22 protein-coding genes and 1 tRNA gene are annotated in these 24,688 nt (G+C 69.7%); 12 read left to right on the top strand and 11 right to left on the bottom strand.

The genetic code is table 11. The features are described 5' to 3' along the window. Positions 1–297, bottom strand: coding sequence for a DUF3263 domain-containing protein (locus D4739_RS08870; protein ID WP_120060287.1), 297 nt, complete (start codon positions 295–297; stop codon positions 1–3). 250 nt (positions 298–547) lie between these two features. On the opposite strand from D4739_RS08870, the gene D4739_RS17155 reads away from it, so the two are divergent. The 3 genes from D4739_RS17155 to D4739_RS08855 all read left to right on the top strand — a co-directional run bounded on the left by D4739_RS17155 (position 548) and on the right by D4739_RS08855 (position 3,533). Next, positions 548–949 (top strand): Crp/Fnr family transcriptional regulator, encoded by a 402-nt coding sequence (locus tag D4739_RS17155; protein WP_238473580.1) that lies wholly within the window; start codon positions 548–550, stop codon positions 947–949. A gap of 127 nt (positions 950–1,076) precedes the next feature. After that, complete coding sequence (locus tag D4739_RS08860; protein WP_120060285.1) at positions 1,077–2,048, top strand: adenylate/guanylate cyclase domain-containing protein; 972 nt, start codon at positions 1,077–1,079, stop codon at positions 2,046–2,048. Between the two features lie 24 nt (positions 2,049–2,072). After that, complete coding sequence (locus tag D4739_RS08855) at positions 2,073–3,533, top strand: alpha,alpha-trehalose-phosphate synthase (UDP-forming) (RefSeq protein WP_120060284.1); 1,461 nt, start codon at positions 2,073–2,075, stop codon at positions 3,531–3,533. Between the two features lie 33 nt (positions 3,534–3,566). On the opposite strand, the gene D4739_RS08850 is transcribed toward D4739_RS08855, so the two are convergent. Continuing rightward, the gene (locus tag D4739_RS08850; protein WP_120060283.1) at positions 3,567–5,120 is read right to left on the bottom strand and encodes an FMN-binding glutamate synthase family protein; all 1,554 of its coding nucleotides are present in this window, start codon (positions 5,118–5,120) and stop codon (positions 3,567–3,569) included. A gap of 59 nt (positions 5,121–5,179) precedes the next feature. Between D4739_RS08850 and D4739_RS08845 the strand changes: the two genes are divergently transcribed. From D4739_RS08845 to D4739_RS08825, 5 genes are read left to right on the top strand one after another with little or no spacing between them, the layout of a single operon-like run. Beyond that, positions 5,180–6,331: an alpha/beta fold hydrolase gene (locus tag D4739_RS08845; protein ID WP_120060282.1), complete on the top strand. Its 1,152-nt coding sequence runs from the start codon at positions 5,180–5,182 to the stop codon at positions 6,329–6,331. Beyond that, a complete protein-coding gene (locus tag D4739_RS08840; protein WP_120060281.1) occupies positions 6,328–6,849 on the top strand; it encodes a hypothetical protein in 522 nt (173 codons plus the stop codon). Before D4739_RS08845 ends, D4739_RS08840 begins: the two co-directional genes overlap by 4 nt. After that, complete coding sequence (locus D4739_RS17035; RefSeq protein ID WP_120060280.1) at positions 6,846–7,358, top strand: hypothetical protein; 513 nt, start codon at positions 6,846–6,848, stop codon at positions 7,356–7,358. Before D4739_RS08840 ends, D4739_RS17035 begins: the two co-directional genes overlap by 4 nt. Positions 7,359–7,390: 32 nt before the next feature. Continuing rightward, positions 7,391–8,050 (top strand): uracil-DNA glycosylase, encoded by a 660-nt coding sequence (locus D4739_RS17030; RefSeq protein WP_120061818.1) that lies wholly within the window; start codon positions 7,391–7,393, stop codon positions 8,048–8,050. Positions 8,051–8,077: 27 nt separating this feature from the next. Further along, positions 8,078–8,854, top strand: coding sequence for a dioxygenase family protein (locus tag D4739_RS08825; RefSeq protein WP_120060279.1), 777 nt, complete (start codon positions 8,078–8,080; stop codon positions 8,852–8,854). Between the two features lie 115 nt (positions 8,855–8,969). Here D4739_RS08825 and D4739_RS08820 read toward each other — a convergent pair. Further along, positions 8,970–9,045, bottom strand: a tRNA-Thr gene (locus tag D4739_RS08820). An 88-nt stretch (positions 9,046–9,133) separates the two neighbouring features. On the opposite strand from D4739_RS08820, the gene D4739_RS08815 reads away from it, so the two are divergent. Beyond that, on the top strand, positions 9,134–10,969 hold the full coding sequence (locus D4739_RS08815; RefSeq protein ID WP_120060278.1) for a glycoside hydrolase family 13 protein: 1,836 nt from the start codon (positions 9,134–9,136) through the stop codon (positions 10,967–10,969). A gap of 15 nt (positions 10,970–10,984) precedes the next feature. On the opposite strand, the gene D4739_RS08810 is transcribed toward D4739_RS08815, so the two are convergent. Beyond that, positions 10,985–12,490 (bottom strand): metallophosphoesterase, encoded by a 1,506-nt coding sequence (locus D4739_RS08810; protein ID WP_182920356.1) that lies wholly within the window; start codon positions 12,488–12,490, stop codon positions 10,985–10,987. Positions 12,491–12,511: 21 nt separating this feature from the next. After that, complete coding sequence (locus tag D4739_RS08805) at positions 12,512–13,546, bottom strand: hypothetical protein (RefSeq protein WP_120060277.1); 1,035 nt, start codon at positions 13,544–13,546, stop codon at positions 12,512–12,514. A 128-nt stretch (positions 13,547–13,674) separates the two neighbouring features. Between D4739_RS08805 and cysS the strand changes: the two genes are divergently transcribed. Next, positions 13,675–15,087, top strand: a complete 1,413-nt coding sequence (cysS, locus tag D4739_RS08800) for a cysteine--tRNA ligase (RefSeq protein ID WP_120060276.1) — start codon at positions 13,675–13,677, stop codon at positions 15,085–15,087. Continuing rightward, positions 15,087–16,037 (top strand): 23S rRNA (guanosine(2251)-2'-O)-methyltransferase RlmB, encoded by a 951-nt coding sequence (gene rlmB / locus D4739_RS08795; RefSeq protein ID WP_120060275.1) that lies wholly within the window; start codon positions 15,087–15,089, stop codon positions 16,035–16,037. Before cysS ends, rlmB begins: the two co-directional genes overlap by 1 nt. A 69-nt stretch (positions 16,038–16,106) precedes the next feature. Here the strand turns inward: rlmB and D4739_RS08790 are convergent, their stop codons facing one another. Together D4739_RS08790 and D4739_RS08785 are read right to left on the bottom strand one after the other, a co-directional pair. Next, on the bottom strand, positions 16,107–17,426 hold the full coding sequence (locus D4739_RS08790) for a C39 family peptidase (protein WP_182920355.1): 1,320 nt from the start codon (positions 17,424–17,426) through the stop codon (positions 16,107–16,109). Between the two features lie 13 nt (positions 17,427–17,439). After that, positions 17,440–19,083 (bottom strand): molybdopterin-dependent oxidoreductase, encoded by a 1,644-nt coding sequence (locus tag D4739_RS08785; RefSeq protein WP_120060273.1) that lies wholly within the window; start codon positions 19,081–19,083, stop codon positions 17,440–17,442. A gap of 32 nt (positions 19,084–19,115) precedes the next feature. Between D4739_RS08785 and ispF the strand changes: the two genes are divergently transcribed. After that, positions 19,116–19,598, top strand: a complete 483-nt coding sequence (gene ispF / locus D4739_RS08780) for a 2-C-methyl-D-erythritol 2,4-cyclodiphosphate synthase (RefSeq protein ID WP_120060272.1) — start codon at positions 19,116–19,118, stop codon at positions 19,596–19,598. 185 nt (positions 19,599–19,783) lie between these two features. Here the strand turns inward: ispF and D4739_RS08775 are convergent, their stop codons facing one another. From D4739_RS08775 to nirB, 4 genes are read right to left on the bottom strand one after another with little or no spacing between them, the layout of a single operon-like run. Then, positions 19,784–20,506 (bottom strand): sirohydrochlorin chelatase, encoded by a 723-nt coding sequence (locus D4739_RS08775; RefSeq protein WP_120060271.1) that lies wholly within the window; start codon positions 20,504–20,506, stop codon positions 19,784–19,786. After that, positions 20,506–21,630, bottom strand: coding sequence for a uroporphyrinogen-III synthase (locus D4739_RS08770; protein WP_120060270.1), 1,125 nt, complete (start codon positions 21,628–21,630; stop codon positions 20,506–20,508). The genes D4739_RS08775 and D4739_RS08770 overlap by 1 nt, the downstream gene beginning before the upstream one ends. Further along, complete coding sequence (gene nirD, locus D4739_RS08765) at positions 21,627–21,977, bottom strand: nitrite reductase small subunit NirD (RefSeq protein ID WP_120060269.1); 351 nt, start codon at positions 21,975–21,977, stop codon at positions 21,627–21,629. Before nirD ends, D4739_RS08770 begins: the two co-directional genes overlap by 4 nt. Beyond that, entirely contained in the window at positions 21,974–24,523 is a 2,550-nt protein-coding gene (gene nirB / locus D4739_RS08760) for a nitrite reductase large subunit NirB (protein WP_120060268.1), read from the bottom strand. Before nirB ends, nirD begins: the two co-directional genes overlap by 4 nt. Between the last annotated feature and the right edge of the window lie 165 nt (positions 24,524–24,688).

Below are 24,688 nucleotides of genomic sequence, written 5' to 3'. Positions count from 1 at the left end.
TCAGAGCTCGAAGCCGAGGCGGCGGGCGGAGCGCTGGCGCTGGCGGGCAGCGCGGAGCCGGCGCAGGCGCCGGACCAGGAGCGGGTCGGCCTCGAGGGCCTCCGGCTTGTCGATCAGCGCGTTCAGCACCTGGTAGTAGCGCGTCGACGACATGTCGAACTTCTCGCGGACGGCCTGCTCCTTGGCGCCAGCGAACTTCCACCACTGGCGCTCGAACTCCAGGATGTCGCGATCGCGCTCCGACAGGCTCGCCAGACCGGCGTGCTCTTCGTGATTGACCGTCTCGGCGGCGTCCATGCGTGTCGACCCCTTCGCGCGCTTCACTGCTTTCGAGTCATCCTACGCACGGAATCACACGGATGTCATTCGCTCATCGGCGCGTCTGCCGGGTGGTTCTGCGGGCGTGTCGCACCGACCGCGGGGCCTGTGTGACGAATGTGGCGGGAAGCAACGGGTGACGAATGTGGACCGTTTGCTGGACACCACCGTCAATCGCAGGGAGGATCCGCATTGGGAGGTACGTCACACCCCGGAGAGGACCACTTACGTGACTGACACGAACGAGGCCGCAGCGCTGCGCGCCCTCGACCGATTCTCAGCCCTGACTGACGCCGAGGTCGCACTGATCGCGTCCTACGGCACGGCTGTCCACATTCCCGCCCACTGGGGCCTGATCTGGGAGAAGACGCCGGCCGACAAGGCCTACATCATCCTTTCCGGTGAGGTCTCGGTCCGTAAGGGCCGCGAAGAGATCGCCCGTCTGGGCCCCGGCGACACGGTCGGCGAGTCCGCGATCGTGGGCCACCGCCTGCGCTCCGCGAGCGTCGTCTCCATGACCGACCTCGAGGTCCTGCACTTCACCAGCGAAGCCGTGCGCGAGCTGATGGAGAAGAGCCCGACGTTCAAGACGGCGCTCGAGGCGACCACCAGCGAGCGACTCAACGACTGACGTGGCACATCAGGAGACCGGGGGCACCTCTGTGCCCCCGGTTTCTGCTTCCCCGGACCTCACTCCGCACGGACCCGAGACGCCCGAACCCGAGACGCAGGGACCCGAGACAGCGTCGAGCTCCGCGTTGTACGACGCGCTCGCGGAGTCCGTCCTCGGCGGCGGGGCCCACCTGACCCGCTCGCAGGTCGCCGACGCGACCGGCGTGGACCTCGACCGGCTGACGACGCTGTGGCGTGCCCTCGGCTTCCCGTCCCCCGGCCCCGACGAAGCCCTCTTCGTCGACGCGGACATCCAGGCCATCGGGCAGCTGAGCGCGCTCCTGGACTCCGGCTTGCTCGACGTCGAGGACGAGGGCGCGATGGTGCGCACGATGGGCCGCACCTTCGCCCGGCTCGCCGACTGGGAGATCGCCCAGCTGGCCCCGCAGCTCGCGGCGCTGGGCGAGCCGGACTCGCCCGCAGCACCCGACGTGGCCGCGGCCGCCCTGCTCGGCATCGTCACCGACTTCCTGCCGATGATCCAGAACCTCCAGGACTACGTCTGGCGACGCCACCTCGTGGGCGCCGCGGGCCGGGCCCTGCTGGCGGGCGACCGCGCCGGTGTCGATCTCGCCGTCGGTTTCGCCGACATCGTCAACTTCACGCGCACCAGCCGCAAGCTCACCACCGCCGAGCTCGGCGCACTGGTCGAGACGTTCGAGGCAACGGCGACCGAGGTGATCGCGGGTCACGGCGGACGGGTCATCAAGACGATCGGGGACGAGGTGCTCTTCGTCTGCGACTCCCCCACGGCCGCGGCATGGATCGCGATCGACCTCGCCCAGCGCCACAGCGTCGACGAGACCTTCCCCGAGCTCCGCGTCGGACTCGCCTACGGACCGGTCCTCGCGCGCCTCGGCGACGTCTTCGGCGAGGTCGTCAACATCGCCGCCCGGCTCACCTCCCTGGCGCGACCGGGCACGGTGCTGGTCAACGGAGAGCTGGCTGCCCTCCTCGCCGACGACTTCCGCGTACGCCGCGCCCCGACGGAGCGGGTCCGCGGCTATTCGCGGCTCGAGACCTGGGCGTTGCGGCCGGGCGACCGCGACCGGTCCTGAGCGGTGACCCACTAAGGTTCCCGTGTGACCTCCACCGGAACTGCCGAACTGGTCATCGTTGCCAACCGCCTCCCTGTCGACCGTGTCGTGGAGGCGGACGGATCGCTGCACTGGCGGCGTTCCCCGGGTGGTCTGGTGTCGGCCATGGAGCCGGTCATGAAGCTGCACGGCGGCGCCTGGGTGGGCTGGCCCGGCAGCGCGGACGACGTCATCGAGCCGTTCGAGGAGGACGGACTCCAGCTGATCCCGATCTCGCTGAGCGCGTCCGAGGTCGAGGAGTTCTACGAGGGATTCAGCAACGGCACCCTGTGGCCGCTCTACCACGACGTGGTGGCGAAGCCGGAGTTCCACCGAGAGTGGTGGGACTCCTACGTCACGGTCAACCGGCGCTTCGCGGAGAAGGCAGCCGAGGTCGCTGCTCCCCACGCCATGGTCTGGGTGCACGACTACCAGCTGCAGCTCGTGCCGCAGATGCTGCGCGACCTCCGGCCCGACCTTCGCATCGGCTTCTTCCTGCACATCCCGTTCCCGCCGGCCGAGCTCTTCCAGCAGCTGCCGTGGCGGCGTCAGGTGCTCGAGGGCCTGCTCGGGGCGGACATCGTCGGCTTCCAGCTCCCGGGCGGCGCCCAGAACTTCGTCCGCCTGGTCCGCCAGCGCGTCGGCTTCAAGACGCACCGCGACACGGTCTACCTTCCCGACGGGCGCCTGGTCCGCGCCGCGTCGTACCCGATCTCGATCGACACCGCAGACTTCGAGGCGCTGGCCCGGTCGGTCACCGTCACCGAGCGCGCGGCCGCGATCCGCGAGGCCCTCGGCAACCCCAAGCGGGTCATCCTGGGCGTCGACCGGCTCGACTACACCAAGGGCATCTACCCCCGCCTGCGCGCCTACGCCGAGCTGGTGGCGGACGGCGTCTTCGACGTCGAGGACACCGTCTTCGTGCAGGTCGCGACGCCGTCGCGCGAGCGCGTCGAGCAGTACCGCCGCCTTCGCGACGAGATCGACCGATTGGTCGGGCGGGTCAACGGCGACCTCGGCGAGATCGGCCGGCCAGCGATCTCCTACCTCCACTCGTCGTACCCGCGTGAGGAGATGGCCGCGCTCTACCGCGCCGCCGACATCATGATGGTGACGCCCTATCGCGACGGCATGAACCTCGTCGCCAAGGAGTACGTCGCCTGCCGCTACGACAACGACGGCGCCCTGGTGCTGAGCGAGTTCGCGGGCGCGGCGTTCGAGCTCTCCCAGTCGTGGCTGGTCAACCCCTACGACATCAACGGCATGAAGGCGGCACTCGTCGAGGCCGCCTCCGCCGAGCCGAAGGAGCTCACCCGTCGCATGAAGGCGATGCGGAAGACGGTGATCGAGAAGGACGTCGCGAGCTGGGCGTCCGGGTTCCTCGACGACCTGACCACGATCCGCCCCGTGCACCGTCGCCGCGTACGCCGGGCGGTCCCGGCCGAGGGGCGCGGCGGCACCACCTGAGCAGGGTCCCTGCCCAGGCCGGCGCCAGCCGACTCACGTCGTCGGCGCGGCCTTGTCCACGGGCAGCCGCGGACGCATGATGTCGCTGATCTCGCGCTGGATCGCCTCGGACGGCATGCCCCAGCCGGGCTTGTAGTCATAGACGTCGCCGAGCGGCCGCTTGGAGCGGACCCCGTTGACGATGTCGATGTCGTCGACGGTGAGCAGGCCCGGGTGGGCGACACCGCATGCCTCGGAGACCTTGAGCAGGTCGCGTCGCATGGTCTTCAGGTAGTTGGCGACGCGCACCGACTTGTCGGTCGGGTCGAGCCCGTGGGTCAGCCACGGGTTCTGGGTGGCGACACCGGTCGGGCAGTGGTCGGTGTGGCACTTCTGCGCCTGGATGCAGCCGAGCGCCAGCATCGCGCCACGCGCGGTGTTGACCATGTCCGCTCCGAGGGCGAACGCCACGATCGCGTTCTCCGGGATGCCGAGCTTGGCCGAGCCGATGAAGGTCAGCTCGTCGGTGCGGCCCGCTTCGGCCCAGAGCCTGTAGACGCTGGTGAAGCCGAGCCGGTAGGGCAGGGAGACCGAGTCCGTGAAGACCAGCGGGGCGGCACCGGTGCCGCCCTCGCCGCCGTCGATCGTGATGAAGTCGACGTTGCGGCCGGGTCCGGAGAGCTCGAGCAGGGACTCCCAGAAGTCCATGTGCCCGACCGCCGACTTGATCCCGACCGGGAGCCCGGTCTCGGAGGCGACCAGCTCGACGAAGTCGAGCAGGCTGTCCACGTCGGTGAACTCGGTGTGCCGCGACGGGCTGGAGCAGTCCTGCTCCATCGGGATGCCGCGGATCGCGGCGATCTCCTCGCTGATCTTGGCCGCCGGCAGCATGCCGCCCAGACCGGGCTTCGCGCCCTGGCTCAGCTTGATCTCGATCGCCTTGACGGGCGCGGTCTGGACGACCTCCTTGAGGCGCTCGATGTTGAACTTGCCGTCGTCGTCGCGGCAGCCGAAGTAGGACGTGCCGATCTGGAAGACGATGTCACCGCCGTGGCGGTGGTGGGGCGAGAGCGCGCCCTCACCGGTGTTGTGGAGCACCCCGGCCTGCGCTGCGCCCTTGTTGAGCGCCTCGACGGCCGCTCCCGACAGCGACCCGAAGCTCATCGCCGAGATGTTGACGATCGACTTGGGCCGGAACGCGTGCTTGCGGTCCCGGGGGCCACCCAGGATCTTGGCCGACGGGACTCCCACCTCCTCACCCGAGTGGATTGCCGTCGATGGCGCCACGTCCGAGAAAGTGCGGTGCTTGATGATCGGGTAGCCCATGGTGTTCTCGACGTCGTTGCCCGTGCCGAAGCCGAAGTAGTTGTTCTGCAGCTTCGCCGACGAGTAGACCCAGCGCCGCTGGTCGCGGCTGAACGGCCGCTCCTCGTCGTCGCCGCTGATGATGTACTGCCGCAGCTCGGGGCCGATGTTCTCGATCCAGTAGCGGGCGTGTGCGAGCACCGGGAAGTTCCGCTGCAGGGCGTGGGACTTCTGGGTCAGGTCGCGTGCGGCCACGGCCCCGACGCCTGCGGCTCCGACAGCGATCAACGCTTTCCACTTCATAGTGGTTGTGTCTAGCGTCACAGCGCGCGCTTGTCGAGCGTCTCCGGTACCTTTCCGACATGGATCTGATCCCCAAGCCCGATCAGGTCGTCTCCGCAGCAAGCAACGTGGCACACAAGGTGCTGTACGGCGGACTGGCCGACCTGCGTCCGATGCCGCGCACGCTCATCGATGAGGGCCCTCTCCGCGAGGTCTACCACTACCGCCCCGCGCCGGGCGTGAAGCCATCGGGCGATCCGGTCCTCCTGGTCATGCCGCTCGCCGCTCCGTCGAGCTGCTACGACCTGCGTCGCGGATGCTCGCTCGTCGAGCACCTGGTCGGCGAGGGCCGGCCCACCTACCTCGTCGAGTACGGCGAGGTCTCGTTCAAGGACCGCAACCTCGGCTTCGAGCACTGGATCGACGACGTGCTGCCCTCCGCGATCGACGCCGTCCACCAGCACACACAGGGCCGCCCGGTGCACCTGGTCGCGTGGAGCCTCGGCGGCATCTTCTCGCTGCTCTCGGCGGCCGCCCATCCGAAGCTGCCGGTCGCCTCGATCACCACCCTCGGGTCGCCCTGGGACGTCAGCAAGGTGCCGGCGATCGCTCCGCTGCGCCCGCTGCTCAACGCCAACCTGCCCGACGCGCTCAAGGTCGTCACCAAGGGCTACCAGCTCATGGGTGGCGCCCCGAAGCCGCTGGTCCGTTGGGCCTTCCAGATCTCGGCGGTCGACAAGGTGATCACCAAGCCCCTGGTGAAGATCCAGCACCTCGACGACACCGAGTTCCTTGCGCAGCTCGAGGCCGTCGATGCCTTCGGGCGCAACATGATCGCCTATCCGGGTCGCACGTTCGGACAGCTCTATCACCGCGTCGTACGCAACAACGAGCTGAAGACCGGCCGGCTCGTCACCGACGAACGCACCATCGACGTGCGCGACGTGAAGGTGCCCGTGATGGTGATGGGCGGCGAGAACGACGGCATCGCACCGATCGCCGCCGTCCGCCCGATCGTCGCGATGCTGAAGGGCTCTCCTGCCGTGCGCTGGGAGGCCGTTCCCGGAGGCCACCTCGGCATGGTCACCGGCCGCGCGGCTCGGCGTACGACGTGGCCGCTGATCGACGCCTGGGTGGACCAGTGGTCCACCCCCGGCGACTCACGCATCGGCATCGGGGCCAACCCGCAGCGCCGCTACAAGTCGACCGGATCGCGAGCGCTCAAGGGATGACCACGGACCGCGCACTCCTCGCGCTGATCGCCGGTGCGGCACTCACCGCACTCTCGACCCTCGCCTCGGTCAGCGCTGTCGTCGGACTGGCCGGCAGCGTGATCTGCCTCGTCGCCCTGGGCCCGCTCGTGCGGGCGAGTGACGCGTTCGGGACCGCACGCTTCGGCGCGGTCCTCGGACTGGTCGGCAGCAGCCTCCTCCTCGCCGACGTCCAGGTGCGGATCGCCGACTGGCTGGTCCTGCTCGGACTCCTCCTGTTGCTGACGGGCAGCTGCGCGGGCCTGCGCGACGTGTTGGCCGAAGGCTTCCGCCGCGCCGCGGCTGGCCGGATCAGCGGCAGCGTGCTGTTCGTCATGCTGGCTCTTGGACTGTTCGTCGCGCTCGACCAGGCCGACGCCGGTCCTGGCTGGGTGAGCGACGTCATCACGGCGCTGCGCGTTGCCACGGCGGTCCTGGTCGCCTGGTTCATCGCGTTCGCGGCGCTGGCACGCACCGCCGTCCCCGCTCGCGCGTCGTGAGGTCGCTCGGGCTGGTCGGCTGGGGCTTCCTGCTCGTCCTGCTCGATCTCAACTTCGAGCACGTCGACGTGATCCCGGATGTGATCGGCTGGCTGATGTGCCTGGCCGGGCTGGGCAACCTGCCCCGCACCGGATGGTTCCTCCTCGCGCGGCTCGGCGCCGCGACCGGGCTCGTCTCGGCGGCCGCGGCAGCACTCGACGCGCCGTACGACTGGTTCATCCAGACCGGCGACTTCGTCGCCCAGCTCGCGCTCGTCGTCGGGATCTGCGCAGGGGTCCAGCCGTTGCTGGCCGACGAACGCCATCGGGCAACGGCCCGCGCGATCCTCACCGCGTCGGTGGGCATCGACCTCGCCGCACTGGCACTCGTCCTGCTGGGCGGTGGAGACACGTCCGACCTGGCGCCCATCGTGGTTCCGCTGGCGATCGCAGCGCTGGCAGTCGCGATCTGGTTCCTCGTCTTCCTGCGTCGGGTCAGCAGGATCGAGCCGGTCGAGGCGACCACGTGAGCACGCTCGCGTCCCTGGTGGAGCGCGGACTGATGGCCGCCGACTGGGCCGCTGCGCTGGCGCCCGTTGAGGGACGCATCGCGGACATGGGGCAGTTCCTGCGCTCGGAGCTTGCCGCGGGCCGGGGCTACCAGCCGAGTGGCGAGCGGGTGTTCCGCGCGTTCCGGAAGCCGCTCGCCGAGCTCAAGGTGCTCATCGTCGGTCAGGATCCCTACCCGAATCCGCAGCATCCGGTGGGGCTGAGCTTCTCGGTGGAGCGGCACGTGCGGCCACTCCCGCCGAGCCTCGCGAACATCTACAAGGAGCTGGAGACCGACCTGGGCATCACTCCGGTCGACCACGGGGACCTCAGCGCGTGGGCCGACCAGGGCGTCATGCTGCTCAACAGGGTGCTGACCGTCCAGCCCGGCGCCTCGAACTCCCACCGCGGCAAGGGGTGGGAAGACATCACCTCCTGCGCCATCGACGCGATCGCGGCGCGAGGCGGTCCGAGGGCGGCGATCCTCTGGGGCAACGACGCGCGCCGGCTGGCGCCACAGCTCGCGGCCGGCGGGATCGGTTGCGTCGAATCGGCACACCCGTCGCCACTCTCGGCATACCGGGGGTTCTTCGGCTCGCGACCCTTCAGCCAGGTGAACGCCCTCCTGGCGCAGCAGGGCGGAAGCCCGGTCGACTGGTCGCTCGGGAATTAAGTTGAATCCTCAACCATTGAGGTGGGCATGACTGCTCCTGCGATGCCCGCCCTCTACATCGGTCACGGTGCCCCGCCCCTGCTCGACGACCCGCTGTGGTCGGGGCAGCTCGCCGCATGGGCCAAGGACCTTCCACGCCCGAAGGCGATCCTGATCGTCAGCGCGCACTGGGAGTCGGCGCCGATCTCGCTCACCGCGAGCGGCGCTCCCCTGGTCTACGACTTCGGCGGCTTCGACCCGCGCTACTACCGGATGACCTACGAGACGCCCGATGCCTCGTGGCTGGCGAACCGCATCGTGTCGTCGATGCCGGACGGTCTCTCCGTGCATCAGCACGCGTCGCGTGGCCTCGATCATGGTGCCTGGGTCCCACTCAAGATCATGTATCCCGACGCCGACATCCCGGTTCTTCAGATGTCGCTGCCGACCCAGGACCCGTATCAGCTGCTCGGCCTCGGCCAGCGCCTGCGCGAGCTCCGCGACGAGGGCGTGCTGATCATCGGATCGGGCTTCATGACGCACGGCCTCCCGTTCCTGCGCGACTTCAGCCTCGATGCTCGTGCACCGGGATGGTCGTCGGACTTCGATGCCTGGGCCGGCGAGGCGCTCGCGCGCGGCGACGTCGACGAGCTCGCGGCGTACAAGTCGAAGGCGCCGGGCATGCCCTACGCCCACCCGACCGTCGAGCACTACACGCCGCTGTTCATCACCCTCGGCGCCGCCACCGATCCGACCACTCCCGGTGAGCAGAAGATCGACGGGTTCTGGATGGGTCTGGCCAAGCGGAGCCTGCAGGTCGCCTGACCGGGGCCGGCTGCGTCCTCTGGAGCACCTGCTGGTGATGGCAACAGCGCGTGACGCCGTTGCCCCGGTTGCGGGACTTGAACGCGGGCAGCCGCGTTGCCGGAGCCAACGACAATGGGGCCGGTGACAGGATTTGAACCCGCGACCCTCTTATTACAAGTAAGACGCTCTACCAACTGAGCTACACCGGCGTGCGCCGGGCGACCGGCGCGCGGCCATCGTAGTCGGCGTACGGACGTCGAGACCCACCGGAAACACAGTCCGGGCAGACTTGCCGGCATGAGCCTGCTGGACCAGCCCCACCACGACGGTTCGCCCCTGTACGTCGGCACGGAGACCCCGCTGCTCGGCGACATGGTGAGCGTCCGCGTACGCACGCATCCGAGCGACCCGGTCGAGGAGATCTGGATCCGCACGACCAAGGATGCCGAGCCGACCTTCCACCCCTGCACGATCGTCGAGCGAAACGAAAGCGCGATCTGGTGGGAGGGCGAGGTGCCGGTCCTGAACCCGGAGTGCCACTACCGCTTCCTGCTCCGCCGTCGCGACACCCACGACTGGCTCACGGGCGCGGGAGTGTTCGACCACGATGTGCCGGACGCGTTCGACTTCCGGCTGACCACGCACGAGCCCGGTCCCGACTGGGGTCGCGACGGCGTCGTCTACCAGGTCTTCCCGGACCGCTTCGCCCGCAGCAAGGCGGCCGATGAGCGGCCCACCCCGGACTGGGCGGTCCCGGAGCCGTGGGACGCCCCCGTCGTCTTCGACGGCACCGACTCGCGCACATGGCTGCAGCTCTTCGGCGGCGACCTCGACGGGCTGACCGACCACCTCGACCACGTCGCCACCGTCGGTGCCGACATCGTCTACACGACGCCGGTCTTCCCGGCGGAGTCCAACCACCGCTACAACGCCAGCACGTTCGACGAGGTCGACCCTCTCCTCGGCGGGGACGCGGCGTACACGCGGTTGATCGACGCCTCGCACAAGCGTGGCTGGAAGGTGCTCGGCGACCTGACCACCAACCACACCGGCGACACCCACGAGTGGTTCCTCCGCGCCCGGAGCACCGGCCCCGAGAAGGACTGGTTCTTCTTCCACGACGACGGAACCTATGAGACCTGGATGGGCCACGACAGCCTGCCCAAGCTCGACCACTCGCAGCCCGCGCTCCGCAGTGCCTTCACCGAGGGCGGCGACTCGGTGGTCGCACACTGGCTCGACTTCGGGCTCGACGGCTGGCGCATCGACGTCGCCAACATGACCGGCCGCCTCGGCGCGACCGACCTCAACCACGGGGTCGCCCGGACCGTGCGCGCCACCGCCACAGACCGCCGCGACGACGCCCTCGTCATCGGCGAGCACAACCACGACGCGTCGGTCGACCTGCCGGGTGACGGCTGGCACGGCTCGATGAACTACGCCGGATTCTCGTGGCCGGTGTGGGAGTGGCTGGTGTCCCCCACGACGGCCGCGAGGCCGTTCGGCATGCCTGTCCCCATCCCACGCCGCAGCGGCACGCAGGTGGTCAACAGCATCCGCCAGTGGCACGGGCGCCTCGGCTTCCGCAACCTCCAGTGGTCGTGGAACATCCTGGGCTCACACGACTCCGCACGCATCCGCACCATCACCGGATCCGGCGCGCAGCAGCGGGTGGCCGCCGGACTTCAGTTCGCCCTCCCCGGTGTGCCCATGGTCTTCGCCGGCGACGAGATCGGCCTCGAGGGCACGATGGGCGAGGACTCGCGCCGCACGATGCCCTGGGACCGTCGCGACACCTGGGACGAAGAGACCCTCGACCAGTACGCCGCGCTGGCGGCGCTGCGGCGCGAGCACACGGCGCTGCGGCGCGGTGGACTGCGCTGGGTGCACGCCGATGAGGACACGCTGGCCTTCCTGCGCGAGCACCCCGACGGCAACGTGCTGGTGGTGGCCCGCAGGGCTGCCGGGCCGGAGCTGCGGCTGCCGCTGGCTCAGCTCTTCACGGAGTCGAGTGCGCAGGTGGATGCATCCGCCACAGGACCGCGCACTCGACTCGGCGCGGCGGCCCGGGTGGACAGCAACGAGCTCGTGATCCCGGCGAGCGACGGTCCGGCGTTCTCGCTCCACGCCTGAGCACGGAGCGTGCCGTCAGCGCGGACCCCGCACCGCGTCGTACTCCAGCGGCGTGTAGTCCCCGACGCGGAACCGTCCGGTGGTCTCGAGGGTGACGATCTGGACGCCGGCCGGCCGGCCATCGGCGTAGGTGATGAGGCTGACCGCCGCGGCCCGACGCAGCTTGCTGCCGACCGCGATCGCGTACGCCGCGCCCCCGGCCGTGCCTGTGGTGTGCGTCCAGCCGATGGTGCCGCCGACCCCGACCACCGCCGACGGGTCCGATGCGACGTGCACGTGACCGGCCACCACGAGGTCGACGCATCCCCGTCGGAGTGCCTCGGCACCGGCGTTCGCGTCGTGGACGAGAAGCGTCCCGACCCGCACATCGCTGGCGCACGCGATCTCGGCGACCTCGTCCGCTGACTCGGCGACGGTGCCGCTGACCGGATCGCGCCATCGCCCGAGGCCACTGGAGCGCGGGTCGTCGAGGGCGAGGAGCGTCGAGCCGCCCGGGCCGTCGACCACCGTGCGGGTCGCCACCTGCCACCCGTGGTCCTTCAGGTAGTCGCGGACGAAGCCGCCGTTGTCATGGTTGCCCACGGCCACCCAGCGGTCGAGGTCCTTGAAGGTCGCCGCAAGCGAGTCCAGGCTGAACGTCTCCCACGCCTGTCCGGTCGAGGTGTCGTCACCCGCGTCGAGCACAGCGGTTGCCCCGGCAGCGTCGCCGATCGCACGGGCCACGCGATCCATGCCGATGTTGTCGTGGCGGTCGCTGACCAGCAATGCCACGGTCTCCCCGTCCGCGGGCTGACGGACGGAGAGGTCCGCCGCCGCCGACGCTGCGTCGTCGTAGAAGGCCTGGGCGTGCTGGTAGCTGTCCAGGGCACTGAGCAGGAGCCGCCGGGTGGCATCGGTGACCGAGCTGCTGGTGATCTCGGCGTCGGCCAGCTCCTTCGGGATCGAGACCTCCGGGCCGGCGTACTCACCGAGGGGCTGCCAGTCCTCTGCGGTGATGAACAGCGGGTCGGGCTGTCGCCAGGGCTGCCAGGCAACAAGGCTGGCACCGAGGGCCCCGGCCACACCGACAGCAACCCACCGATGATGACTGCCGCCGAGGTGGACCAGCTCGCGCCGCCGCGACCGTCCCACCAGCGCCCAGAAGGCGATCGCGACGGATGCCGCAAGCCCTCCGCGCAGCGCGGCCTCCCCGGCGAGGCCGCGGACGGCCCACCTGACCCGGGCGACCTGGGCATCGGGGTCGGCCGCGAGGAGCGCATAGCGGTCGACCAGGTCCTCGACGGAGTTGACCTGCGTCTTGCCCAGGGTGAGCTCGACCCCGAGGCGGTGGTCCGTGCGCACCCGCAGGTCCGGGAGCACCGCTCCCGTCCGCACGGTCACCCAGCCGTCCAGGGTCGGGCGCACCTCGGCGTCGTGGCCCGCGACCGTCGTTCGCGTCGAGCTGGTCACGAAGACCGCCAGCCCGATCCCCAGGGCAAACACCAGCCACACCACGACGAGGCCGAGCACGCGACGGATCATCGGTCCACCCTAGGAGCCGCTTCAACGGGCAAGGTACTGCTGTGCCTGGAGGTTCCACGGCGTCCGGGCCTGCCCGACGAGCTCCTCACCGAGGGTCACCTCGATGACGGTGCGGGTCGCGTCGTACGCAATGCCACCGCGTGGGGTCCACTGCAACCAGATCCAGACGTGCGAACCACGAGGCAGTGTGCGGAGCAGGTCGAGCTGCGCGCGGATCATCGGCCAGCGCGCGTCGTCGACCAGCCTGGGCGCGAGCGACCGCGGACCGGCACCACCGGGCAGCCGCAGGTCGATCATGATGTCGACGGCTCCCACGGGCGGCTCGATCTTCTCGCCGGTCACCTCGTCGAAGGTCTCTCCGAGGCCGGCCGTGCTGGTGTTGCCGACGAAGCTGACCGACACCTCGCCCTCCCGGACCAGCTCGGCGTTGGCGACCGCCGTGTCGTACGTCGCGACGAGCTCAGGCGTCAGGCGTGATGATCCGAACCCCGCGGGGCGCCCCCACCGCTCCTCTCCCAGCGGGATCCGTGGGGAGATGATCAGGTCAGGCGAGCTCGCGAGATCGGGATGAGCGGCGATGACGGCCGCCGTGGCCCGCGGTGCCCGGCTGGTGACGCGCCACTCCCCATCGCGGATCGTGACGGGGAGGTCGAGAGCTGCGGTCGCAGCGACGAGCAGCTCCGCATTGGCCAGGTTGCGCGCGTGGCTGCCAGCCGTTGCGAGCACGGCGGTCGGACCGCCGCCGTCCGAACCCTCGCCCCAGGTCTCCTGGTCGAGGTCGGTGGTTCCGCCGTCGAGGTAGACCGCGGTGGAGGTCTCGTCGCCCTCGTGGGTCTGCTTCCATCGCGCTAGCTCATCGAGGGCGATGGCGATCTGCGGGGGCTGCGCATCGGGCTCCATGTCCACCGCGGCCTGGTAGCCGAAGTAGTCGTCGTCCAGGGCGATCCTCTCGACCGCGGCATCGCGCACACCCGGGAGAGCCCTCAACCGGTCGACGGTGCTGGTCGTCGACCCCGCCTGCCCGCATCCGGTGGATCCAGCGAGCAGCACGCCCACCAACAACCTCGTGCCAACCCGCATTGCCCCCCCTTTTTCGGTCTGTCGCGTCATCCTGCTCCGCCCAGCGCTACAGGATCATGAAGAGTGGATTGGGGGCCGGGCCCGTCGGTCCCTAGACTTCTCCGGTGGCACTCAGGATCTATGACACGGCACGACGCGACGTCGTCGACTTCGTCCCCCTCGTCGAGGGGCAGGCGGGCGTCTACGTCTGCGGCCTGACCGTCCAGTCCGAGCCCCACGTCGGCCACATCCGCTCGGGTGTGAACTTCGACGTCCTGCGCCGCTGGCTCGAGGTCTCGGGCTACGCCGTCACGTTCATCCGCAACACCACGGACATCGACGACAAGATCCTGACCAAGTCGGCTGAGCAGGGTCGCCCCTGGTTCAACCTCGCCTACGACATGCACCGCGAGCTCACTCGCGCCTATGCCGCGCTCAACGTCCTGCCCCCGACGTACGAGCCCGCCGCCACCGGCCACATCCCCGAGATGGTCGAGCTGATCGAGCTTCTGATTGCCCGGGGCCACGCGTACGCCGCGCCCGACGGCAGCGGTGACGTCTACTTCGACGTCCGCTCCTGGCAGGCCTACGGCGAGCTGACGCACCAGAAGGTCGCCGACATGGAAGCCGCTGCTGACGCCGACCCGCGCGGCAAGCGCGACCCCCGCGACTTCGCCCTGTGGAAGGGTCGCAAGGACTCCGAGCCGGAGACCGCTTCCTGGCCCTCCCCGTGGGGCCGCGGCCGCCCGGGCTGGCACATCGAGTGCTCGGCCATGGCCGGCAAGTACCTCGGCACCGCCTTCGACATCCACGGCGGCGGCGTCGACCTGCGCTTCCCCCACCACGAGAACGAGCAGGCCCAGTCCCGCGCCGCAGGCCACGACTTCGCGACGTACTGGATGCACAACGCGTGGATCACCACCGCCGGCGAGAAGATGAGCAAGTCGCTCGGCAACTCGCTCCTCGTCCCCAGTGTCCTGGAGCGGGTCCGCCCGATCGAGCTGCGGTTCTACATGGTCGCCGCGCACTACCGCTCCAACGTCGAGTTCAGCTTCGAGGCACTTGAGGAGGCTGCGGTCGGCTTCCAGCGGATCGAGCACTTCCTCGGGCGCGCGGGCAACCCGGCCGCCTCCGACGAGCTGCGTGCCGGCTTCGTCGACGCGATGGACGACGACCTCGGCACTCCCGCGGCCGTCGCCGTGATCTACGACGCCGTCCGTGACGGCAACAAGCTCCTCGCGGAGGGTGACGCCACCGGCGCGAGCAGCATCGCCGCCGACGTCCGCGCCATGCTCGACGTGCTGGGCCTCGACCCCGCCGATTCCGCCTGGGGCAGCACCGCCTCCGGCACCACCGACAAGCTCACCGCCGCCGTCGACGTCCTCGTCGCCGGCCTCCTCGATCAGCGCCAGGCTGCGCGCGCCGCGAAGGACTTCGCGGCCGCCGACGAGATCCGTGACCGGATCAAGTCCGCCGGCATCGAGATCGAGGACACCCCCAACGGCCCGAAGTGGTCACTAGAAGCAGGGAACCTCTGATGGCTGGCAACTCCCAGCGCAAGGGCGCGATCAAGAAGACCGGCAAGGGCAACCCCACCGCCGGTTCCGGCGGCCGCGTCAAGCGTGGCCTGGAGCCCAAGGGTCCGACCCCGAAGGCCAAGGACCGCGAGTACCACAAGCAGCACAAGATCGCTCAGGTGAAGGAGCGGGCGGCCGGCCGTCGCCCGCAGCGCAAGCGCGCCGCCGGTGAGGCCGAGTGGATCATCGGCCGCAACCCCGTCGTCGAGGCACTGCGCGAAGGCGTCCCGGTCAACGGCGTCTACGTCGCGGAGAACGCCGAGCGCGACGGCCGCCTGCGTGAGGCCTTCCAGCTCTCCGCCGAGATGGGCATCCCGCTCCTCGAGGTGACCAAGGTCGAGCTCGACCGCATGACCGGCTTCAACGGTCACCAGGGTCTTGCCGCCCGCGTCCCCGCCTACGAGTACGCCCACGCCGACGACCTGATCGACGACGCTCGGAACAACCAGGAAGAGCCGCTCATCGTCGTGCTCGACCACATCACCGACCCGCGCAACCTCGGCGCGATCGTCCGCTCGGCGGCCGGCTTCGGCGCGCACGGCGTCGTGATCCCCGAGCGGCGCTCGGCCAGCATGACCGCCGCCGCGTGGAAGACGTCCGCTGGCGCTGCCGCCCGGATCAAGGTCGCGCAGACCGTCAACCTGACCCGCCAGATCAAGGCCTACCAGGACGCCGGCTGCATGGTCGTCGGACTGGACATGGAAGGCGACCTCACCCTGCCGACGCTCGGCGACCTGGCCACGGGCCCGCTCGTCGTCGTGGTCGGCTCGGAGGGCGAAGGCCTCTCGCGCCTGGTCTCGGAGAACTGCGACCACATCGTGTCGATCCCCATGGCCAACTCCGTCGAGTCGCTCAACGCGGGTGTTGCGGCCTCGGTGACGCTCTACGCGATCGCTCAGGCTCGCGCCTGAGCGCCATCGTTGACGGCTCGGCGCGCCAGACCTGACTTCTCGACGCGCCAGACCTGACCTCTCGGCGGATCAGGTGAGGCCGTAGCCCGTCGGGAAGGCACGCGAGCTGTCGCGCATCACGTAGGCCAGGCCGTGGGACTTGCGCAGCCAGGCCGCCTCGAACTGCGCCCGGTCATAGGTACGCCGCACCCCGGCGTTGCTCGACGCCGCGGGGTCGTTGACGATCACCTTGCCGGTGCTCGTGAAGCCGACGACCACGACCAGGTGCCCGGCGGTGCCGCTGATCGGCGCACCGGTGAGCTGGCCGGACGAGAACGTGATCGACACCTGGACCGGCAGGCCGGCCGCGATGAACCGCTCGACGTCACGCAGCGAGGTCAGCCGGGTCACCATGGCGCGCGGCACTCGCGTCGCGGCGTACGCCGTGTTGAAGGGCCAGTTGCCCGTGCCCTGGTACTGCGCGTCGAAGACCCGGCGCGCCACCTCGTCGACCCACGGGTCGGCGTAGCTGCTGTTGACCCAGGAGTACTCGCTCGCGGTCGGCCGGCGACCGAAGTAGGCGAGCATCATCGACAGGCTGGTGGGCGAGCACCAGGCCTGGCCACCGCCGCCGTACTGGGGGTACTGACCGCGGTGCGTCATCTGGGAGTACGCCGGCACGGCCAGCGTCTTCGCCGGGAGCATCGGCGCCGAGACCGGCGGAACCGCAGTGGCCAGCTGTGACGCCACGGCGTGCACGGAGTCGATCGCGGGAGTGGCGGTCGTGCCGGCCGCGCGGAAGACCTGCACCTTCACGGAGTACGCCGTGAACACGACGCCGCTCTTCGCGCGCAGGGTGTCTGTCGAGACCACCGAGAGGCCGTCGTCCTGGGTCCCGAAGCTGCGCTTGTAGGTGCTGCTCACGGCGCTGGTCCAGCGACCGAGCTTCTGCCACTGGGTGAGCTTGCCGGTCGAGGTGCGGGCGCGGACCTGCACGGCGATCCAGGTGCCGGCCGGGGTCGTGGCGCGCCAGGACGGAATGACCTCGGTGAAACCGTGGCCCGGGCTGACCCAGGGAGATGCCCATGCGCCCCACTCCCACCTGCGTCCGCCGATGCTCACGGTGCCTGCAGGCTTCGCGATCCGGAGGCTGCCGTCGACAGCAGTGGCACCGCGTCGGGTGCCGGCAAGCCAGGCGGCCTGGCTGTCGGTCTCGCGGAAGGTGTTGCGCGCGGGCGTGGCCGCGGCCAGCGCCCCACGCTGGGTCGAGTGAGGGTCATCGACTCCGCTGGTCTCACGATCGAGCAGCTGCACGGCCCCGAGCGGCAGCAGGAGCGCGGTCGCCGCGATCGCGACCCGCAGGCGGGCACGGTCCAGGCGGGGGTCGAGCAGGAGGCTGCGGATGCTCACCTGCCGACGATATCTAGCCGACGCTGAATTGCCGGGTGTGCCACCCCGTGGCGCCATCAGGTCGTACGTCCTTCTCCACGCCGGTCTGGACCTCGCCGTCGGCACCGACCGCCCGGACGCGCAGCTCGTGGTCGCCCTCGTCGACCGTCACGGTGGCCGCCCACTGGACCCACGTGTCGCGGTTGGGGACCTTTCCGACGGGCGCAGCGGACGGCGCGGCCGAGGAAGCCTCCCCTGTCGGCGCTGCGGACGTTGCGGGACCGGCCGGCACCGTGTGGTTCGTGATGCCGCCGATCGCGGCGACCTGCCACGCACCTCCGTCGATCGCGTACTCCACGCGCTCGATGCCCGTGTGCTGCGCCCAGGCCATGCCGCCGATGCGCAGATCGCCGGGCCGGATGTCCTGCCCCGAACGCGGCACGTCGATGCGCGAGCCGATCTTGAGCGGTGCCTTCTCGGACCACCCGAGCTCGGTCCAGTACGCCGAGATCCTGTCGAAGCGGGTCACCTCGATGTCGACCACCCACTTGCAGGCAGACACGTATCCGTAGAGCCCGGGCACGATCACGCGCGCCGGGAAGCCGTGCTCGATCGGCAGCGCCTCACCGTTCATGGCGAAGGCGATCATCGCCTGGCGGTCGTCGGTGAGCGCCTGCAGCGGGGTGCCGCAGGTCCAGCCGTCCTGCGAGGTCTGCAGCACGGCATCGGCGTGCGGGCGTACGCCGGCCTCGGCCAGCAGCGGCGCAATGCGTACGCCGCTCCACCAGGCATTGCCGATCAGGTCACCACCGACCGGGTTGGAGACGCAACTGAGCGTGATCCAGTCCTCGGTGACCTCGCGGTCGAGCAGCTCCTGATAGCTGAGCACGACCTCGCGCTCGACCATGCCGTGGATGCGCAGCGACCAGGTCTTCGGGTCGATCGCGGGCTTCTGGAACGCGGTGTCGATCAGGTAGAAGTCGTCCGCGCTGGTCATCCAGGGCGTCAACCCCTCCCCCTTGAGCGACACCCCTGCGGGCACGTTCGGGGTCGTCGCCGGCAGCACCAGGAGCCGGCGGGCCTGTTCCACCCGCCGGCGACCGCGCCCGACGATGGGCCCGAGGACCGCCGTGCCCACTCCGATCGCGGTGACGACGGCGGACCGGATCAGCACGGTCCGCCGACTGTGCGCGTGCGCATCGCCTGCGACATCGCTGGTCGCGGCGGAGACTGCAGCGGCTCGGGATCCGGTGGTGACGGGCTCGGTGATGAAGGAGAGCGCAGCGATCCAGCAGACCGCGCCCAGCGCGACCGGCACGGCGTCCGTGCGGGTCGCATCGTCACGAGTGAGCGTGGCCAGCAGCGCAAACCCGCCCATCGCGGCGTACAGCGGGAGGGGGGCCCACCAGGCACGCGCAGCGAGGCGGCCGGCCGCGAGGAAGAGCAGACACATGATGGCCGCGATGATCAGGCCCAGCAGCGGCTTGTCCAGCGTCCCGACGAGCTCGATGAACCAATGCGCCACCGACCCCGGGGTCACGTCGATGACCAGCTCGGCCACAGCATCGAACGGGGTCAGTCGCCGACCGAGGTAATGGGCCGTGCCATGGCTCACCGCCAGACCGGCAAAACCGGCCACCAGGCCGGCCGTTCCCCACGACATGCGGGCGTTGCTCATTCCCCCATGGTGGCATCCGCAACAATCATCTTGTGACCCGCACACCCCGCATCGGCATCGGCACGGACGTCCACCGCTACGAGGAAGGCGTCCCGATGATGCTGGCCGGCCTCTCGTGGCCCGACGAGCCCGCCGGGCTGGCCGGCCACTCCGACGCCGACGTCGCCGCCCACGCCGCCTGCGACGCCCTGTTCTCGGCTGCCGGGCTCGGCGACCTCGGCACCAACTTCGGCACCTCGGAGCCGGAGTGGGCAGGCGCCGCCGGCACCGCTCTGCTCGCCGAGACCGTCCGCCGCGTGCGCGCTGCCGAGTTCACCATCGGCAACGTTGCGATCCAGGTGATCGGCAACCGCCCCCGCCTCGGTGCGCGCCGCATCGAGGCCGAGCACCTGCTCACCAAGGTCGTGGGTGCGCCGGTGTCGCTCTCCGCCACCACGACCGACGGCCTGGGCCTCACCGGCCGTGGCGAAGGTGTCGCAGCGATCGCCACAGCGCTGGTCTTCGACCCCGCCTGACTCTCAACAACGTGAAGACTCTCAGTCACCTGCCGACAGGAAGTCTTCACGCTGGTTCCCTGACCTCGGTGGCGGGCGGCCCGAGCTGGCGCACAGCCCGACCGTCGAGCCGGAGCGAGCGCCAGCGAGCGGAGCGCGAGCTGCAGGGAGGGCTGCGCGTCAGTTGAGGCCGCACGCCCCGGAAATCAGGCCGCGATGTGAGCAGCCGCAAGAGCAGCGCGATAACGCCTGACCACGAGCTCGACGATGCGCGCGTGATCACCGAGAACGCCAGCAACGTGGCGCACTCCCTGCTCGGAGGCAATGCTCGCGGCCTTGCGCGAGAAGAACCCCGGCGAGAGCAGGTACGTCGACACGGCAACCTCGCCGTGGCCGCGGGCCTCGGCGATCGCGTCCGCAAGGGGACGGCCCTGCCCCGCGACCGTGGCGGTGAGGACCGGCGCATCCCATGCGAGGGAGAGCAGACGCTCGGCCTCAGCCAGGTCAGGCAGCGCGTCGGGGTCATTGGAGCCGGCAGCCACCATCACCACGGGCGAGCCAGGGACGGCTCCAGCCTCCTGCAGGCGACGGCACATCACGGCCGTCAGCATCGGATCGGGGCCGAGGGGGCGCGTCAGGATCGAGTGCGCATCCGCAACGGCCTCGGGGATGTCGGTCTTGATGTGGAATCCGGTCGAGAGCAGCAGCGGAACGACGACGTCGGGCGCTCCAGCGCGCGACCGACGATCGGCCATGACGTCGGCCAGCAGCGGCTCGCACAGCTCGACGTACGACGTCGTGGCGGGCACTCCCAGCAGCCGGGCGGCCTGCTCGGTGATCGATGCGGCCACCTGGTTGCCGTGCGCGACGCGCGTGCCGTGGGCGACCGTGACGAGGCGCGGGGCCCGAGATGCGTGGCGCGAGATCATCAGCCCACCACCAGCCGGTAGCCCCGCTTCACGACCGTCTGGATCAGGCGGGTGCCGATCGCGGCACGGAGCCGGGCCACAGCCATCTCGACAGCGTGCTCCGACGACGCCTGACCCGTGGGCAGGCAGGAGAGCAGCTCGCGGCGCGAGACGACGTGGCCGGGGTTCACCGCAAGCGCGTGCAGGACCGCGAGCGGGGCCGGCGAGAGCCGGACCTCGATGCCGTCGAGCAGGATCACGTCGCCGTGCATGAGGAGCGTGTGGCCCGAGACATCGAGCGCAGTGCCGTCGCGACGGGAGGGCAGCTCGGTCTCGAGCAGCTTGACCATCGCGGCCAGGCGCGAGCGCTCGGGCTGGATCGTCGGCACGCCCCACATCTCGAACGCAGCCGCGGTGACAGGTCCGACGCAGGTGGCGACCACGTCAGCCTGGAAGGCCGCGAGCACCTCCTCGCGGCGGCCGACGACCCCGGCCATGTCCATGAACGCCGCGACAGCGGGAGCGGACGTGAAGGTGACGGCGTCGAGCTTGCGCTCGGCCACGAGGTCGACCATGCGGAAGACCGGGTCGGGGTCGTGTGCTCCCTCGAGCCGGTAGACGGTCACCACGTGCACATCGGCGCCCTGGCGGCGGAGCGCGTGGGCCACCGTCGAGAGTGACTGGCCGTGCTCCTGCACGACGATCCGGCGGCCGGTGAGGTCGCGGCCGCGCAGGTGCGCGAGCACGTCCTCGAACCGCTCGGAGTCGGGCGACCAGAGCTCGCGCAGGCCGCTGTTGCGCAGCGCTCCCACGGATTTGGGCCCGCGGGCAAGGATCTCCGACCTGCCGAGAACCTCGATCAGCTGGTCCAGCAAGCCCCAGGACGCAGCAGCCTCGAACCAGGAACGGATGCCGATGCCGGTGGTCGCGACGAAGAGGTCGACCGGGCGGCCGCCGATCACCTCGTGGGTCGCCTCGCGAAGCGCCACCTCGTTGATCCGGTTGGGCTCGACGGAGATTGTGGTGGCCACTTCGACGTGGGCACCCCGACGCTCCAGGAGCGCGACCTGCTCGTCCACCTTCCGGGCGGCAGTGATGCCGATCCGGTAGCCCTCGAGGGGCTTGTCGGTGGAGGAAACGGTCATACCTGCTGCCTCGGCCCCACCTGTACGACGCCGTCGACCACGCGCACCACGTACGACGGAACGCTGACGTTCTCGTCGTCGAGGCACTGGCCGGTGCGGAGATCGAAGGCCTGCTTGTGCATGGGAGATGCCACAAAGGGAATTTCACCACGGGTACCCACGATTCCGCGAGCGAGAACGCTGGCCTTCGCGAACGGATCGTAGTTTCCGAGCGCGTAGACGGTGTCGTCGTACGTGCGGAAGACGGCAACCGCCTGACCGTGGACGAGCGCGGTGGCACCGCGCTCGACCTCGAGCTGCTCGAGACGGCAGACGGGAGCGAACTCGTCAGTCGTGGTCACACTCACTGGGGGGCTCCTACCGGGATCGTCGAGCCGAGGACCACGGGCTCGTCGTGGTTGACGGGAACGATCTGGCCACGCTCGGTGTCGAACGAGATGTTCGGGTCCGGGGTCTCGGGGGCGTTGATGAAGGAGACGAAGCGAGCGAGCTTCTCCGGGTCCTCCAGCGTCGCCTTCCACTCATCGAAGTAGGTGTCGACGTGGCGGCTCATCTCCGCCTCGAGCTCCTCACCCAGGCCGAGCTCGTCGTCGATGACGATCGCCTTGAGCCGGTCCATGCCACCGTCCAGGGCAGCGAGCCAGGTGCTCGTGCGCTGCAGGCGGTCAGCGGTGCGGATGTAGTACATGAGGAAGCGGTCGAGGTACCTGTAGAGCGTCTCGGTGTCGAGGTCGCCGGCAAGCAGCTGGGCGTGCGCCGGCACCATGCCGCCGTTGCCCGCGACGTACAGGTTCCAGCCCTTGTCCGTGGCGATGACCCCGAAGTCCTTGCCACGCGCCTCGGCGCACTCACGGGCACATCCGGAGACGGCACCCTTGAGCTTGTGCGGCGAGCGCAGGCCGCGGTAGCGCAGCTCCAGGTCGATGGCGAGCTGCGTGGAGTCCTGGACACCGAAGCGGCACCAGGTCTTGCCGACGCAGGACTTCACCGTGCGCAGCGACTTGCCATAGGCGTGGCCCGACTCGAAGCCGGCGTCGACCAGACGCGACCAGATCGCGGGCAGCTGCTCCATGCGCGCACCGAACATGTCGATCCGCTGGCCACCGGTGATCTTCGTGTAGAGGCCGAAGTCGCGAGCGACCTCACCGATGACGATCAGTCCCTCAGGCGTGATCTCCCCGCCGGGGATGCGAGGGACGACGGAGTACGTCCCGTTCTTCTGCAGGTTCGCGAGATACGCATCATTCGTGTCCTGCAGCGAAGCAGTTGTCTGCTTGTCGAGCACGTGGCCGTTGAACTGGCTGGCCAGGATCGAGGCGATCGCCGGCTTGCAGATGTCGCAACCGCGGCCCGTCCCGTGCGCCTCGATGATGTCGTCGAAGCGCTTGTACTGGTGCACCTGCACCAGGTCGAAGAGCTCCTGGCGCGAGTAGGAGAAGTGCTCACAGATCGCCTTGTTGACGGTCTTGCCAGCCGCTTCCATGCGCTCGGTGAGGAGGTTCTTCACGATCGGCACACAGGAGCCGCAGACCGTGCCGGCCTTGGTGCAGGCCTTGGCGCACGGCAGGTCGACACAACCCTGCTCGTCGATGATGCCGCAGATCGTGCCCTTGGTGATGTTGTTGCAGGAGCAGACGACAGCCTCGTCGGGCATGCCGATCTGCGCAGTGCCACGCGACGCCGGGAGGATCAGCTCCTCCGGGTTCTCCGGCAGCGCCATGCCGCTGGAGACCATCGGCCGCAGGATGCCGTACGCCGAGGCGTCGCCCACGAGGATGCCGCCGAGGAGCTGCGTCGCGTCCTCGTTCACGACGAGCTTCTTGTAGACGCCGCCGACCGCGTCGGCGAAGACCAGCTCGAGCGAACCCTCGGTGGTCGCGAACGCGTCACCGAAGGAGGCGACGTCGACGCCGAGGAGCTTGAGCTTGGTGGACATGTCGGCGCCGGTGAACTCGCCCGGGCCCTCGAGGAGCGCGTCGACCGCGACCTCGGCCATCTGGTAACCGGGAGCCACGAGCCCGTACATCCGGCCCTCGGGGGCCGCACACTCGCCGATGGCGAAGATGTTGGAGTCGGAGGTCCGCATCTGCGGGTCGACCAGGATGCCGCCGCGCTCGGCGACGTCGAGGCCGGACTCACGGGCCAGGATGTCGCGCGGACGGATGCCGGCGGAGAAGACGACGATCTCGACCTCGAGCGGCTCGTCGTTGTCCTTGAACTTGAGGGCGCTGACCTTGCCGTCGTCGTCACCGTCGATGAGCTCTGTCATGACGCCCGTGTGGACCTTCAGACCGAGCTTCTCGATGTGGCGCTTGAGCGTCGCGCCACCGGCGTCGTCGATCTGCACGGCCATGAGGCGCGGAGCGAGCTCGACGACGTGGGTCTCGACCTCGAGCTGGTGGAGCGCGTTGGCGGCCTCGAGACCGAGCAGTCCGCCGCCGATGACCACGCCCGCCTTGGCGGTCTTGGACGCCTCGCGGATCGCCTCGAGGTCATCGATCGTCCGGTAGACGAAGACGTTCTCGAGGTCCTTGCCGGGCACCGGCGGGACGAAGGGGGCGGCACCGGTGGCGAGCACCAGGACGTCGTACGCCTGGGTCTCGCCGTTGCTGAAGGTGACCCTCTGGGCATCGCGGTCGACCGAGGTGACCTCGGTGTCGACCAGGAGCTTGACCCGCGGGTCTTCGTAGACCCCTTCGGGCAGGAAGGAGAGGGCGTCGGCGCCGACCTCGAAGAACGACGTCAGGGCGACGCGGTCGTAGGCCGCGCGGGACTCCTCACCGGCGATGACGATGTCGTACCGCTCGGTGAGGCCGCGCTCGATGGCAGCCTGGACGAATCGGTGACCAACCATGCCGTGACCGGCGACAACAAGAGTCTTGCGAATGCTCATGGGGACCTACCTTTCAACTGAGTACGACGGTAGGCGCCGGTTGTTGTCCTGCGGTTTCTGATTGTTTCGGTGAGGAAACAGGTTGCTCACCTGCTTGCAACAGAGGGTGCTCTCAGGCGTGCAGAACGGCCCGGGTGACGGATGTCACCCGGGCCGTTCCGAGGG

The organism is Nocardioides cavernaquae (assembly GCF_003600895.1).
Lineage (GTDB): Bacteria > Actinomycetota > Actinomycetes > Propionibacteriales > Nocardioidaceae > Nocardioides > Nocardioides cavernaquae.
Note: the sequence above shows the minus strand (reverse complement) of the source record. Positions and strands in the feature narration are given on the sequence as shown.